Raw genomic sequence first — 13,337 nt, 5'->3', positions numbered from 1 at the left:
TGCTTGCGTCGTCATCTACGCTCCCTTTAAACCCAATAAATCCTTTTTTTTTTCAAGCTGAGATGTGTATAAGAGACAGTATTTATACTACAAGCGGACAATAAATCGCATTCTTCAACAACACAGATTTAACATTAGATTTAATTTAACTCATAGTGACTGCGCCCTAATACACTTTCAATTAGGTGGGTATATTAGAGAACAAAGATATTTAAATATCTAAGAACAACCACAATATGCATCAGAGCACATTTGTTATCGCTTTTCTATTTAGCTCACCGAAATTAAAAACCAAAATATAATAACAACCGACCAATATTGATAAACACGAAGAGATACATCTAATATTTTCCTTGATAAAATTTCAAAAGGGACTATTCCTATGTCAGCACGCCAAACTATCGATGAGATTTTGCTAAAGTTTGCTCATCAAATAGGCTTGCCTGCACTGCATCTAACGGAAAATGAAGTAAGCTTAGCGTTTGATGATAATCTAAGAGTGCATATCATCTTTCATCCTGAATCGACAACCCTCCAGCTCGAAGCTGAGATTGTTGGTCTTCAAATCGTTAATTCCGATCTCTATCGTTCTTTCCTAGCCTTTAATTATCACTGGCCTGAGCATCAATTATTCTTTAGTTTAGATAATCATCGACATGTACTCTGTTTAAACCGACTCATTAACATTAAGCGACTGGATTATGAGTATTTTGAAACTGCTTTGGCGGAATTGTTGACGCAAAGTGAGTCGTGGGAGTCGTTATTGTCTGCTCATGTCGCCACTGCTGAGGTAGCTCCGATGCCACAAACTTTAGACTTAAGAGTTTAGGTGTCTCTATGTCCAACGACATCCAATCTAAATACACTAACTTACCGGTTCATGAAGTAAAGCAAGCACAGCAAAGTGATGCTCTGCCACAAGGAACGTTTCATGGCCGCAAAGTGACCCTACTCTCTTCATCAGAAAGCAGTTTGGCTCGAATGAGCTCTAAAAGAGAACTTAGCGAATGTTTAAACCAGTTTGCGAGTCTTGAGTCTTGTAATCGCGTCTTGGATTTTGATCAGCAGTTTAGTCTTGAAAAGCAAAACACCGCGGTCGAAAAACTACTTGAACGAAAAGTGACCGTAATTCAACGTTCCTGATCACGCAATATAAATGGGTTCAAAATATAAATTTCACGTATATGCACCCTCCCACCCGCAAGCCCATGCAATAAAAAACCCCGAAGGCTCGGGGTTTTGGTTAGTACTGCTTTTTCTTTGTTAACTACTTCAATTTAGAAGAAGCCTAGTGGATCAACACTGTAGCTAATCAATAGGTTTTTCGTATTTTGGTAGTGATCCAGCATCATCTTATGTGTTTCACGTCCAATACCTGACTTTTTATAGCCACCGAACGCAGCGTGTGCAGGGTAAGCGTGGTAGCAGTTAATCCAAATTCGACCAGCTTCGATATTACGGCCCATACGATATGCGACGTTCGCATCACGAGTCCAAACGCCTGCGCCTAAGCCATATTCGGTGTCGTTCGCGATTTCCAGAGCTTCCGCTTCATCTTTAAACTTAGTGATGGCAATGACGGGGCCAAAGATTTCTTCTTGGAAAATACGCATCTTATTGTGGCCTTCCAACATCGTTGGCTGAATGTAGTAACCCTGATTGATTGACTCTGGCTGTTCAGATACGCCACCACCAAAGACCACTTTTGCGCCTTCTTCACGGCCGATTTCGAGGTAACTTAAAATCTTATCAAACTGTTCTTGAGAAGCCTGAGCACCAACTTGAGTATCGGTATCGAGCGGGTTACCTTGCTTGATTAACTGCGCACGTTCCGTCAATTTCTCTACAAACTTATCGTAAATCGCTTCATGAACTAATACACGAGATGGACAGGTACAAACTTCGCCTTGGTTGAAGAAACCAAGTAGCGTACCTTCGATACACTTGTCGAGGTACTCATCTTCGTAATCGAAAATATCTGAGAAGTAGATGTTTGGAGATTTACCACCTAGCTCAACTGTCGATGGGATCAAGTTGTCTGCTGCACATTTTAGAATGTGATTACCAACCTGTGTTGAACCGGTAAACGCTAACTTCGCAATGCGGTTGCTGGTTGCAAGCGCTTGGCCCGCTTCTGAACCAAAACCATTAACAACGTTGATGACGCCCGGAGGCAGTAGATCACCGATCTTTTCCATAAGAACCAGAATCGACGTTGGCGTTTGTTCTGCTGGCTTCAATACCACGCAACAACCTGCCGCAAGTGCCGGTGCCAGTTTCCAAGCCGCCATCAACATAGGGAAGTTCCAAGGGATGATTTGACCAACTACGCCAATCGGCTCTGGGAAGTGATAGCTTGCCGTGTGCTCATCCAGCTCCGCCGCACTGCCTTCTTGCGCGCGAATGCAGCCAGCAAAGTAACGGAAATGATCCACCACCAAAGGTAAATCCGCAGCCAAGGTTTCACGAACTGGTTTGCCGTTTTCCCATGTTTCTGCAACTGCAAGTTCTTCTAAATGCTGTTCGATACGATCAGCGATTTTCAGCAAGATGTTAGAGCGTTCAGTCACACTGGTTTTCGCCCATTTTGCTTTGATGTTGTGTGCCGCATCCAATGCTAAGTTGATATCCGCCTCGCCAGAACGAGCAACTTTACAATACGCTTGTCCGTTGATTGGTGAGATATTATCAAAGTACTCACCGCCCGTTGGTTTTACCCATTCCCCACCGATAAAGTTATCGTAATGCGATTTGAAATTAACGATGGCATTTTCACTACCTGGCTGTGCATAGATCATAACTCTTCCTTTTGTTTCTCGTTCAATGTGTTATTGCAGTGTCGTATCGCACTGTTCACAAAGAGCATTACGCAAGTCACACGCCAACTACACCACACTTGTTGTTAATTAAATGTAAAACTATGATTACCAAGCGATAACAAACCAAGTGAGCGATGTTTGAGCGGATGTATGGTGTGAACACCAATGTTCAAGTGTTCCAAAATGGCACACCCTCACTGTGACAAAATGGTACAGTCATGGAACTTCAACACATTAGCGATAACAATTGGCTTTCAACTTCATGGATCCGAAGTGAACAGGCGGGTTTAAAACAGCGTCGACGCCCTGAAGATATTCGAGTGACACCAGCGACACTTCAAGATAGGCGTCACCAACTCAACTTCTTATTGGAAACCGTCACCCAGTTTGCTCTCCCGCTGTTTAATCAGCTTTTTGCTCATAGTGACAGCCGCTTAATTCTGACGGATGCCGACGGCGTCATCATCGGCAGTTGGGGACAACCTAAGTTCCGCGAGAAGTTGACCGAAATTGCGCTAAGCTCTGGTGCGTGCTGGCAAGAAAAGGTCAAAGGCACCAACGCGATTGGGACTGCGATAGTTGAAGCAAAACCGGTCTCAGTCATCGGCGATCAACACTTCATCCAACATCATCGTTTTATTAGCTGCTCGGCCAATCCTATTTTCGATCATCTTGGTCATTTGATTGGCGTGCTAGATATCACCAGCGAACAAAAGAAACATGATTTCTCAACGCAAGTGCTGGTACAGAACATGGTTCAGCAAGTTGAAAATCAATTGCTTAACTTGATTCCACAAGGGCATATTCGTGTGGATTTGGCGTGTGAAAAAGGCTTACTAAACAGTGGATGGCAAGGCATTATCATCGCTAATGAAGATGGACAGATTCTCGCGCACAACCAAGTTGCTTCTCAGCTCCTCGCGCAACAAAACGTCATCGGGCAATCGCTCGACGACATTCTTTCTATCCAAAATGCCGACCATCCTTTCGTGTTCAAAACAAAGCCGTTGACCGACAAAAAAGTGAAGTCTCGTTCCGTTACCGCTTCCAATGATCTGCATTACGGCGATTCTACTGTCGAACATTGCTGGCAACAAGCCAATCGCGTTATCGATAAAGACATCAGCTTACTGATTCTCGGAGAAACTGGGGTTGGTAAAAATGAGTTTGTGAAAGCACTACATAAAAACAGCCAGAGAAAAACGGGGCCGTTGGTTTCCGTCAACTGTGGCGCACTACCGAAAGATTTGGTTGAGTCCGAATTGTTTGGCTACGTAGCTGGTGCATTTACTGGCGCAAACAGCAAAGGCTATCAGGGAAAAATTCGCCAAGCACACAAAGGGATTTTGTTTCTGGATGAAATCGCAGATTTACCCTTGGAAGCTCAAAGCCGTTTACTGCATGTATTGCAAGATAAAACCGTGCTTCCTGTGGGTTCAAACCAAAGTGTTCAAGTCGATACGCAAATCATTGCGGCCACACATAAAGATCTCGAGAACTTGGTTAGCGAAGGATTGTTCCGTCAAGACTTATACTATCGCCTCAATGGTTTGATCATCGAATTGCCTCGCTTTGAAGAACGAGATGATAAGCAACAACTGATCGCAAATATCCACCGACGTCATGCTGAATCTGAACAACAACTTTGCCCTCACCTACTTTCTCTGCTGCTTTCTTACTCTTGGCCAGGAAACTTGCGTGAACTCGATAGTTTAATCAAAGTATCCGCGTTAATGGCGCAAGGTGAAGAAACGTTAGAGCTCGCTCACGTACCGACTCACTTGAGTAAGAAACTCAGCCAAGCTCAAGACGTAACAACCTCTGCCGAACCCACGTTAGAACTGCGTGCAACCGTCGAAGACAAACTGCTCAAAACATATCAAGCCAATCAGGGGAACATCAGCAAAACATCTCGCATGCTTGGCGTCAGTCGAAATACGATTTATAGAAAGCTGAAAAGCCTCGGCATATTGGGTTAATCCATAACCTCAGATACAAAAAGAGCACCTTTGCGGTGCTCTTTCTATTTGAAACCTAGCTTACAGGCCGCCTTGTTGTTGAGCCTGTTTTACTAATGCCTGACGTTGAGTTTCCTTCTCAGAGATCACTTGGTTGTCCTTGTGTATTTCCTGATCCAATTCTGCCGGAATGAAAACAAAGTACTTGTTAAGAGTCATCTTAGAACCTCAATTTGTTGTATTAATCACCTTCTTGGTCAACGTAAACAACACCAGAAAAACACGTTTTACTGGATCCTTGTTGCTGGTTTCAAAAAATAGAGGATGTTCATTTATTAAACATCCTCCATGTGGGCGCTAATTATAGGCGTAGTTCAAAGGCTTACCTAGCACTCTTTTTCGCCTTTCTTGCAACCTTAGTTTCATTCTCAAATCTGATGCAATCACACATATTCAATAAAGTATTGTTAAGCAAAGAAAAGTGATTTTCATCGTGACTGATAATGAGGATGAGCTTCCCGGAATTATTGACTTGAAATTACGCCTAGTAAACTCGAAGGCTGCAATAATAGCGTTAAAAGGCCTTAATCCGCACAGCAAAAACTTTGAAGTGATAGACAAATGCATTCATATATTTGTAAATCCGTTTATGGATTTGTCTACCAGTTCAATATTTCACCTTTTTTGAGAAATCTTTAGCCGCTTTTTTGTGTGAAACGCAAAAAAAGAACAGACAATCAAAGCGTGGTATATGACCACACTTGTCTATCCCCACTCAGCTTTGGGAGGCGTTTATGAAAAGTAACAAACTTGGCCATGTGATGTCTTTCAGCAGAATGTTTTCCTTCATTGCGTTTTTGACGGCTACATTCGCATGGATTCTTAGCATGTATGCCCTATTTACTGTTTCTGTAGTGGCTCTTGTGGTCAGCGCAATTCTCTACCTCAAAGACAGGTTTTATCAAAACAAGAAAACGACCACTGAAAAGAGCGCCTAGGCGCTCTTTAAGTTTCATAAAGCCAGACACAAAAAAGGATGCTTAGGCATCCTTTTATACTTAGTCGATTTACTTAAAACGATTACACGTCGTAAGTTGTAGACGCTGTGTCACCGCCTGTACCAGTCCAGTTAGTGTGGAAGAATTCACCACGCTCACGGTCGATACGCTCGTAAGTGTGAGCACCGAAGTAGTCACGTTGAGCTTGCAGTAGGTTCGCAGGTAGACGAGCTGTTGTGTAACCGTCTAGGAACGTTAGTGCGGAAGTCGTACATGGCATTGGGATGCCTGCTTCTAGAGACTTAGCCGCCACTTTACGCCATGCTACTAGGCTGTTTTGTAGGATACCTTTGAAGTAATCATCAGAGCCTAGGAATGCTAGTTCTGGATTCGCTTCGTATGCATCACGGATGTTGCCTAGGAACGCAGAACGGATGATACAACCACCACGCCACATAAGAGCAACGTTACCGTAGTTTAGGTCCCAGCCATTCTCGTTTGATGCTTCGCGCATTAGCATAAAGCCTTGAGCGTAAGAGATGATCTTAGACGCTAGAAGCGCTTGACGTAGTGCGTCAACCCACTCTTGCTTGTCACCTTCTACTGGCGTGATTGTCTTGCCGAACAGTTTCTCAGCTTCAACACGTTGATCTTTTAGTGCAGATAGACAGCGAGAGAATACGGACTCAGAGATTAGCGTTAGAGGAATACCTAGGTCTAGAGCGTTGATACCCGTCCATTTACCTGTACCTTTTTGGCCAGCAGTGTCTAGGATTTTCTCAACTAGAGGCTCACCGTCTTCGTCTTTGTAGCCAAGGATGTCAGCCGTAATTTCAACAAGGTAGCTGTTTAGCTCAGTGTTGTTCCACTCAGCGAATACCGCTTGCATCTCGTCTGCAGACATACCAAGACCGTCTTTCATGAACTGGTAAGCTTCTGTGATCAGCTGCATGTCGCCGTATTCGATGCCGTTGTGAACCATCTTAACGAAGTGGCCCGCACCGTCGTTACCAACCCAATCACAACAAGGCTCGCCTGCATCAGTTTTCGCAGAAATACCTTGGAAGATAGGCTTAACCGCTTCCCAAGCTTCTGGAGCGCCGCCTGGCATGATAGATGGACCGAAGCGCGCACCTTCTTCACCACCAGATACGCCAGTACCGATGAAGTGGATACCTTTTTCGCGTAGTGCTGCAACGCGACGGTTTGTATCTGGGTAGTTCGTGTTACCACCGTCGATGATGATGTCGCCTTTGTCTAGTAGAGGGACTAGAGCGTCGATGAATTTATCGACAACGTCACCTGCGCGAACCATTAGCATCACTTTACGTGGCGTTTCTAGCTTCTCTACTAGTTCTTCTAGAGAGTATGCACCGATGATGTTGGTGCCTTTCGCTGGTCCTTCCAGAAACTCGTCTACTTTAGCAGCAGTACGGTTGTGAGCGACCACTTTAAAACCGTGGTCGTTCATGTTTAGGATAAGGTTTTGACCCATTACCGCTAGGCCAATTACACCGATATCACCTTTCATTGTTTCTCTCCAATTTTGTTTCATTGACGAGCAGCGTTTAAGCAATTTTTGCTGCTGCGTCCAAATCTAAATACCATTCCGTCAGGCCAGATTTCGCTTGAATCTTAGCCGCTGGGTATGGCAGTGCGTGTGCAGGTGAACTGTTGATCTCTTCAACGATGTCCGCTTTTCCTGCACCAAGCACTAAGTAACTGATGCGTTTTGCTGCTTCTAAAACGCGTGCCGTTTTTGACACACGAAGCTGGCCTGACTCAGGATGAGAAGCCACAAGAGATAGATTCGCATCATCATAATTAGTTTGGCCAGGGAACAGAGAAGCTGTGTGACCATCTGCACCAACACCTAATAAGATCCAGTCAAACACAGGGGTTCCGTTTTCAGTCGGAATCACCTCTGACATCTCTTTCGCAAAGCGTTCCGCTTCCACTTTAGGGTCATCTTCACCGCGAATACGGTGGATGTTTTCTGTTGGAATGTTTACTTGGCTAAACAGTAGCGCGTTCGCTTCTCCGTAGTTGCTTTCCGCATCGTCAGGTGCGACACAACGTTCGTCACCCCACCAGAAGTGGAGGTTTTGCCACTGAATAGAGGTTGCGTAAGCCTCTGAAGCCAACAGTTTGAACAGCATTTTAGGAGTGCTGCCGCCAGAAAGAGAGATGTGAACAGGTCGGCCCATTTCGCTGAACGCTTTCATGTCGTTAGCTAGGCTTTCAACTACCTGCTCTGCTGTTTGGTAGATCTTATGGTTGATCATAGTTCACAGTAATCCGTATCTGTTAAGTTTTTACATGGGAAGCGCCAAGCGCGACCATCACGCTGTAGCAGGTCGTCTGACTCTTTAGGACCCCATGTGCCGCATGCGTACCCGAAGAGGGATTGTGGATCTTGTTTAAAATCTAAAATTGGCTGTACGTACTGCCAACACGCTTCCACCGCATCACTACGTGCAAATAGCGTAGCATCACCATTCAAAGCATCAAGTAGAAGACGCTCATACGCAGTTAGCATTTGCGTTTCTTGTAGATCAGCGTAATGAAAGTTCATTTTCACTTCTTTCGCTTCAAAACCTGCGCCTGGCTCTTTCAAGCCAAAGCTCATTTGAATGCCTTCGTCTGGCTGAATGCGAATGATCAGCTTGTTTTCTGGTGCGTTTTGACCAAACACTGGGTGCGGTGTTTGTTTAAAGTGGATAACCACTTCAGTCACGCGTGTTGGAAGACGCTTACCAGTACGCACGTAGAATGGCACGCCATTCCAACGCCAGTTGTTAATGTAGGCTTTCAAACCGATGTAAGTTTCGGTACGTGAATCATCTGCAACCCCCGGCTCTTCACGGTAGCCACGTAGACTTTGTCCACGAACTTCAGAAGCGGTGTATTGACCTAATACTAGATCGTTACGCAGAGCGTTTTCGTCCAAAGGTTTTAAACACTGGAGTACTTTAACGACTTCATCACGCATCGAATCTGCATTGATCTGTGCTGGTGGCTCCATACCCACCATCGCCAATACTTGTAGCAGGTGGTTTTGGAACATATCGCGCACGGCACCCGAGTTGTCGTAGTAACCACCACGCTCCTCTACGCCGAGGAATTCTGCGCCCGTGATTTCAACATAATCAATGAAGTTACGGTTCCAAAGCGGCTCAAACATCGCGTTTGAGAAACGAAGTACAAGAAGGTTTTGTACCGTCTCTTTACCTAAGTAATGGTCAATTCGGTAGATTTGATGCTCTTGGAAGTGCTCGTGAATTTCTTTATCCAGAATACGCGCTGATTCAAGGTCATAACCGAATGGTTTCTCAATAATCAGGCGTTTCCAACCATCTTCTTCTTTGTTTAGGCCGTGTGCTGCAAGACTTGCAGGAATCACACTGTATAAACTTGGTGGGGTTGCTAAGTAGAAAAGCGTATTGCGCTGATCGAAGCGATATTCGTCAGCAAGTTGGTCTAAACGAGAAGATAGCTTACTGTAATCTTGTGTGTCAGAAGTATTGATAGCTTGGTAGTGCAGATGGTTAATAAATGCATCAAGCGTTTCTGGCTCAGTCTTTTCCATTTCCTGAAGCGATTTTTTCAGCTTCGCGCGGTAAGACTCATCACTGTATTCAGTGCGACTTACACCCAGAATGGCAAAATTTTCTGGAAGCTGCTTGTTCGCATAGAGGTGGTATAAAGCAGGAATGAGCTTACGATATGTAAGGTCACCTGAAGCACCAAAAATAACGATGCTGCTGTTTTCTGGTATTACCATCATCTTTCCCTTAAAAACGAGGTACTTATTGTGTGCCCGGATACGGCTAAAGGATGAGCCAACCCTATCAATGGCACCTCAAAATAGAAAATTGGTCTTACCTATTACGTTGATAGGTAAAGTCTATAGGCCCAAAGAACCTCAAGAAGTAGCACTCCCAAATCTGTTGGAAACACGACGTATTAAGGTCATTTAGGTCACTTATGTCTCAAAAGTACACACTGTACTCGCTGGAGGAGAGTCCGACACGGTGCAGTATTGTCTACGACTATTTGATTTACATCAACACTTGCCAGTGCAAACGTTTAAATAAGTTGCACAAAACATCATAAACATTTGTATTTTATGGATAAAAAAAGTTGCACTAACGTAAGACAAAAATTAAGCAAAAACTCTAATATGGACAATCCTTACCCACCCTTGCAATCCATTACAATTTTATTGTGATCTATGTGGCCTGAATTTTATCCTCTTACTCTATTGATAATGATACTCAATTAAAGATAATGAGGATACTATTAATGCGAAAGTAGAATGTCATGAAACCAAGCACAAAGAATCTGCACCCGATAAACCGAATACACTCTGTGCTTGATTACATTCACAACAATCTAGATATCGCACTTAGTGTGGATGAAATCTCGAAAGCAAGCTGCTGGTCACGTTGGCAACTGCAACGCGTTTTCCAGCAACACACTGGCGTATCCGTCGCTCACTATATTAGAGAGCTTAAACTAAGCCTTGCGGCTGAACGCTTAATCCATACATCAGATCGCTCGTTAGATATTGCGATAGAAATGGGGTTTGCTTCTGAACATGCATTCAGTCGAGCGTTCAAAAATATGTTTTCAAAGAGCCCTCGAGATTATCGTAAAGCTCAGCAACTAACGGGCTTGAGGCAACCTTTAACGTTGCGCGATACACCAGAAGACGAAAATAGACATAAGTGCTTTATCGAAGTTCGAATAGAAACAAAACCTGCTTTTGTGCTTGCTGGTTATCATGAACCTATTTATGGATTGTTTTCCGCAACGCCCAACTTCCAATCCAAAGTGCCCTTTCTGTGGTCACAGCTCTATTCATCTGAAAACCATACTCATCTGGAAAGAAACTATCTTGGTGTGATTGACGTAACAAAAGCGTATTCAAGCAACCAGCAACTCGAGTATTGGGCAGGTTATGAGTACAACTCAGCGTCAAGAACTTCAATATCCAAAGGCTCTACGCAAGAACCAGATCTTCTGGTTGTTCCTGAGCAAACCTACGCAGTGATTACGCACATAGGTAAAGCATCAAATCTAGCGGCGACGCTTGAGTGGTTCATTTTGCACTGGCTCCCCTATTCCAATTATCACGGTATTGATGGCTACGAGTTAGAAGTTTATCCAGAAGACTATGATGTTGAGAGCGAGAATGCCCAAATGCATTACTGGATACCTGTCAAACCGAACGAAGCCACGCCTATTAGATAGAAGCCTAAGTACTTAGGTTCTGGCTTTGCACCAAATTGTTAACTTTTCCTATTTCTTTCGCTATAGAATGCAAACAACAATCATTATCAACAAATAAAAAGTAGTGGAATTAATAAATATGGAAAGTCCGAATCGATTTCATCGTTCTGCGGTTGCAGTCGTGGTATCCGCGCTTATTGCTGGTCACGCCAGTGCCACTGAGAGCACTTCTCAGCACGAAACTATCACAGTACTTGGCGAAACATACCGAAACACCGCAACTAAAACCGTTTTAGAACCGGAAGAAACGCCGCAAGCGATCACGGTAATCACTAAAGATGACATGGACCTACGCGGCGTAAACTCGGTGAGCGAAGCATTGCGTTACGCGCCTGGCGTGAATACAGAGCTGCGTGGCGGTGCCGTTTCCCGACTTGACCTATTCAATATTCGTGGTTTTATTAACTACACCAACTTTTATGATGGTCTTCCTTTGCTGTACAACGGCTGGAACCTTCAACCTCAGGTCGATTCCGTTGCCCTTGAACAAATCGAGGTTTTTAAAGGGCCAACGTCTGTTCTTTACGGCAATATTCCACCAGGAGGTATGGTCAATATTATCGCCAAGGCGCCTCAGTCAACACCTTCGCACTCTGTCTCGATTAGTACTGGGACTAACAGCCTAAAAGAACTGACGTTCGACACCACAGGACAAATTGGTGACTCTAATGTTGATTACCGTATTATCGGCCTCGCAAAACAGCGAGATGGTCAAGCCGATACGTCTGAAGACGAACGTTATGTCCTCGCTCCATCTTTCAATTGGCAAGCGACAGAAAGCACCTTAGTCAACGTGAATGTTTACTATCAAAATGATCCATCAGCAGGTATCTACACGACCGTGCCAGCGTCTGGCTCAGTGATTGACAACCCACTTGGCTCGATGTCACCAAGCACTTATTTGGGGGATGAGGACTGGAACACTTACGAACGCGAAGTTCTGATGATGGGTTACAAAGTCCAACACGACTTTAACAACAATTGGCAATTTCTACAGAATGCCCGCTACATGACCGCCGATGCCTATCAGGAAAACACATATAACGGTGCACTTGAAGCGGATAACCGTACCGTTGGTCGAAATGCCTATTTAACCGATGAAAAGTCCAAATCCTTTGTGATTGACAATCAACTATCTGGCTACGTTAAAACGGGAGACTTTGAACATAACTTATTGTTCGGACTTGATTATCAGTATCTAGATTCGGATGTAAAATACAAAGATACGCTTGGGTATTCGCTAACTCAGGACATCTTTAATCCTGACCACAACAGCATTGATCGTAATGCACTGAATTTCCAATACAAACAAAACTTAGATATCAAAACGAAGCAAATTGGCGTTTATTTGCAAGATCAAGTTCGTTACGACCAACTTGTAATGATTGCAGGTATTCGTTGGGATAAATACGATTCAAATACAGACGTCGTGAGCGATTATCTAGGAACAATATCCAACAGCAAGGAAGAGTTAGACGACACCAACGTATCTTTCCGAGTCGGTGGTTTGTATGAGCTAGACTTTGGTCTCTCGCCATACCTTACTTACTCCGAGAGTTTTGAGCCGATTGCGGGTGCAGATGCCACAGGCAAAGCGTTTGAACCATCAACCGGGCATCAGTGGGAACTCGGTTTTAAATACGCGCCATTGTCTGGCGATATTTCGGGTAATTTAGCGTTCTTCCATATTACGAAGAAAAACGCGATCTTGACCGATCCGAATAATCCTTATGCACCGAACTATCAAGCGGGCGAAGTGGTATCACAAGGTATTGAACTTGAGGCAAAATGGCAAGCCACAGCGCAAGCTGATTTCACTCTAGGCTATACATATACCGATATGGAGATTACCGAGGACAGTTATTACAACCAAGAAGGTAAAACGCCGGTTTGGGTACCTGAGCAAACGGCCTCTCTATGGGCAAATTACTTCTTTGAAGGAAATCTTTCAGGCCTTCGTACCAGTGCTGGCGTTCGCTATGTCGGAGAAGCACAAATTGATGCACAGAATAGTCAAAAAGTACCGGACTACACCTTGTTTGATTTGGCAGCAAGTTACGATTTCTCAACGGTATCTGAATCAATGAAAGGGGCTAGCGTCACGCTTTCTGCAAGCAATCTATTCGATAAAGAATACTATTCTTGTTACGACAAAAATAACTGTTGGTTTGGCGCTGAGCGCTCTATCGAAGCGAAGTTAGAATACAACTTCTAACCTCTTAGAGCGGAACAGCAGTAATTTGTAAAGCGATGGTTTCTACAATAAG

11 protein-coding genes are annotated in these 13,337 nt (G+C 44.1%); 6 read left to right on the top strand and 5 right to left on the bottom strand.

Features of this window, described 5'->3' with window-relative positions; translation table 11 throughout:
• Window positions 1-382: 382 nt before the first annotated feature.
• Both exsC and exsE2 read left to right on the top strand, forming a co-directional pair.
• Complete coding sequence (gene exsC, locus EX191_RS20875) at window positions 383-829, top strand: type III secretion system regulatory chaperone ExsC (RefSeq protein ID WP_005397386.1); 447 nt, start codon at window positions 383-385, stop codon at window positions 827-829.
• 8 nt (window positions 830-837) lie between these two features.
• Window positions 838-1,143, top strand: a complete 306-nt coding sequence (exsE2, locus tag EX191_RS20870; protein WP_005397379.1) for a T3SS regulon translocated regulator ExsE2 — start codon at window positions 838-840, stop codon at window positions 1,141-1,143.
• 134 nt (window positions 1,144-1,277) lie between these two features.
• Here the strand turns inward: exsE2 and exaC are convergent, their stop codons facing one another.
• The gene (exaC, locus tag EX191_RS20865) at window positions 1,278-2,798 is read right to left on the bottom strand and encodes an acetaldehyde dehydrogenase ExaC (protein ID WP_065646409.1); all 1,521 of its coding nucleotides are present in this window, start codon (window positions 2,796-2,798) and stop codon (window positions 1,278-1,280) included.
• 239 nt (window positions 2,799-3,037) lie between these two features.
• Between exaC and EX191_RS20860 the strand changes: the two genes are divergently transcribed.
• Window positions 3,038-4,798 (top strand): sigma-54-dependent Fis family transcriptional regulator, encoded by a 1,761-nt coding sequence (locus EX191_RS20860; protein WP_193448406.1) that lies wholly within the window; start codon window positions 3,038-3,040, stop codon window positions 4,796-4,798.
• Window positions 4,799-4,858: 60 nt separating this feature from the next.
• Here the strand turns inward: EX191_RS20860 and EX191_RS20855 are convergent, their stop codons facing one another.
• A complete protein-coding gene (locus tag EX191_RS20855; protein ID WP_005464410.1) occupies window positions 4,859-4,996 on the bottom strand; it encodes a hypothetical protein in 138 nt (45 codons plus the stop codon).
• A gap of 575 nt (window positions 4,997-5,571) precedes the next feature.
• Here EX191_RS20855 and EX191_RS20850 point away from each other — a divergent pair.
• Complete coding sequence (locus tag EX191_RS20850) at window positions 5,572-5,775, top strand: hypothetical protein (RefSeq protein ID WP_005464314.1); 204 nt, start codon at window positions 5,572-5,574, stop codon at window positions 5,773-5,775.
• Window positions 5,776-5,857: 82 nt separating this feature from the next.
• On the opposite strand, the gene gnd is transcribed toward EX191_RS20850, so the two are convergent.
• Genes gnd through zwf form a run of 3 tightly spaced genes read right to left on the bottom strand, consistent with a single transcriptional unit; the run spans window position 5,858 to window position 9,559 of the window.
• Window positions 5,858-7,306 (bottom strand): decarboxylating NADP(+)-dependent phosphogluconate dehydrogenase, encoded by a 1,449-nt coding sequence (gene gnd / locus EX191_RS20845; protein ID WP_005397369.1) that lies wholly within the window; start codon window positions 7,304-7,306, stop codon window positions 5,858-5,860.
• Window positions 7,307-7,343: 37 nt separating this feature from the next.
• Window positions 7,344-8,060 (bottom strand): 6-phosphogluconolactonase, encoded by a 717-nt coding sequence (gene pgl / locus EX191_RS20840; protein WP_005397368.1) that lies wholly within the window; start codon window positions 8,058-8,060, stop codon window positions 7,344-7,346.
• On the bottom strand, window positions 8,057-9,559 hold the full coding sequence (gene zwf, locus EX191_RS20835; RefSeq protein WP_005397367.1) for a glucose-6-phosphate dehydrogenase: 1,503 nt from the start codon (window positions 9,557-9,559) through the stop codon (window positions 8,057-8,059). The genes pgl and zwf overlap by 4 nt, the downstream gene beginning before the upstream one ends.
• A gap of 539 nt (window positions 9,560-10,098) precedes the next feature.
• Here zwf and EX191_RS20830 point away from each other — a divergent pair.
• Both EX191_RS20830 and EX191_RS20825 read left to right on the top strand, forming a co-directional pair.
• On the top strand, window positions 10,099-11,031 hold the full coding sequence (locus EX191_RS20830; RefSeq protein WP_193448405.1) for an AraC family transcriptional regulator: 933 nt from the start codon (window positions 10,099-10,101) through the stop codon (window positions 11,029-11,031).
• 118 nt (window positions 11,032-11,149) lie between these two features.
• The gene (locus EX191_RS20825) at window positions 11,150-13,285 is read left to right on the top strand and encodes a TonB-dependent siderophore receptor (protein ID WP_193448404.1); all 2,136 of its coding nucleotides are present in this window, start codon (window positions 11,150-11,152) and stop codon (window positions 13,283-13,285) included.
• Window positions 13,286-13,337 lie beyond the last annotated feature (52 nt).

The sequence above is a fragment of the Vibrio chemaguriensis genome (genome assembly GCF_012275705.1).
Lineage (GTDB): Bacteria > Pseudomonadota > Gammaproteobacteria > Enterobacterales > Vibrionaceae > Vibrio > Vibrio diabolicus.
The sequence above is the reverse complement of the archived record's forward strand: the minus strand, read 5'-3'. Positions and strand labels throughout refer to the sequence as shown.

Bases quoted from the DNA above. Each gene is read 5' to 3' on its own strand.
- EX191_RS20825 (WP_193448404.1), top strand. From the start codon at position 11,150: ATGGAAAGTCCGAATCGATTTCATCGTTCTGCGGTTGCAGTCGTGGTA.
- EX191_RS20855 (WP_005464410.1), bottom strand. From the start codon at position 4,996: ATGACTCTTAACAAGTACTTTGTTTTCATTCCGGCAGAATTGGATCAG.
- exsE2 (WP_005397379.1), top strand. From the start codon at position 838: ATGTCCAACGACATCCAATCTAAATACACTAACTTACCGGTTCATGAA.
- zwf (WP_005397367.1), bottom strand. From the start codon at position 9,559: ATGGTAATACCAGAAAACAGCAGCATCGTTATTTTTGGTGCTTCAGGT.
- EX191_RS20830 (WP_193448405.1), top strand. From the start codon at position 10,099: ATGAAACCAAGCACAAAGAATCTGCACCCGATAAACCGAATACACTCT.
- gnd (WP_005397369.1), bottom strand. From the start codon at position 7,306: ATGAAAGGTGATATCGGTGTAATTGGCCTAGCGGTAATGGGTCAAAAC.
- EX191_RS20850 (WP_005464314.1), top strand. From the start codon at position 5,572: ATGAAAAGTAACAAACTTGGCCATGTGATGTCTTTCAGCAGAATGTTT.
- pgl (WP_005397368.1), bottom strand. From the start codon at position 8,060: ATGATCAACCATAAGATCTACCAAACAGCAGAGCAGGTAGTTGAAAGC.
- EX191_RS20860 (WP_193448406.1), top strand. From the start codon at position 3,038: ATGGAACTTCAACACATTAGCGATAACAATTGGCTTTCAACTTCATGG.
- exaC (WP_065646409.1), bottom strand. From the start codon at position 2,798: ATGATCTATGCACAGCCAGGTAGTGAAAATGCCATCGTTAATTTCAAA.
- exsC (WP_005397386.1), top strand. From the start codon at position 383: ATGTCAGCACGCCAAACTATCGATGAGATTTTGCTAAAGTTTGCTCAT.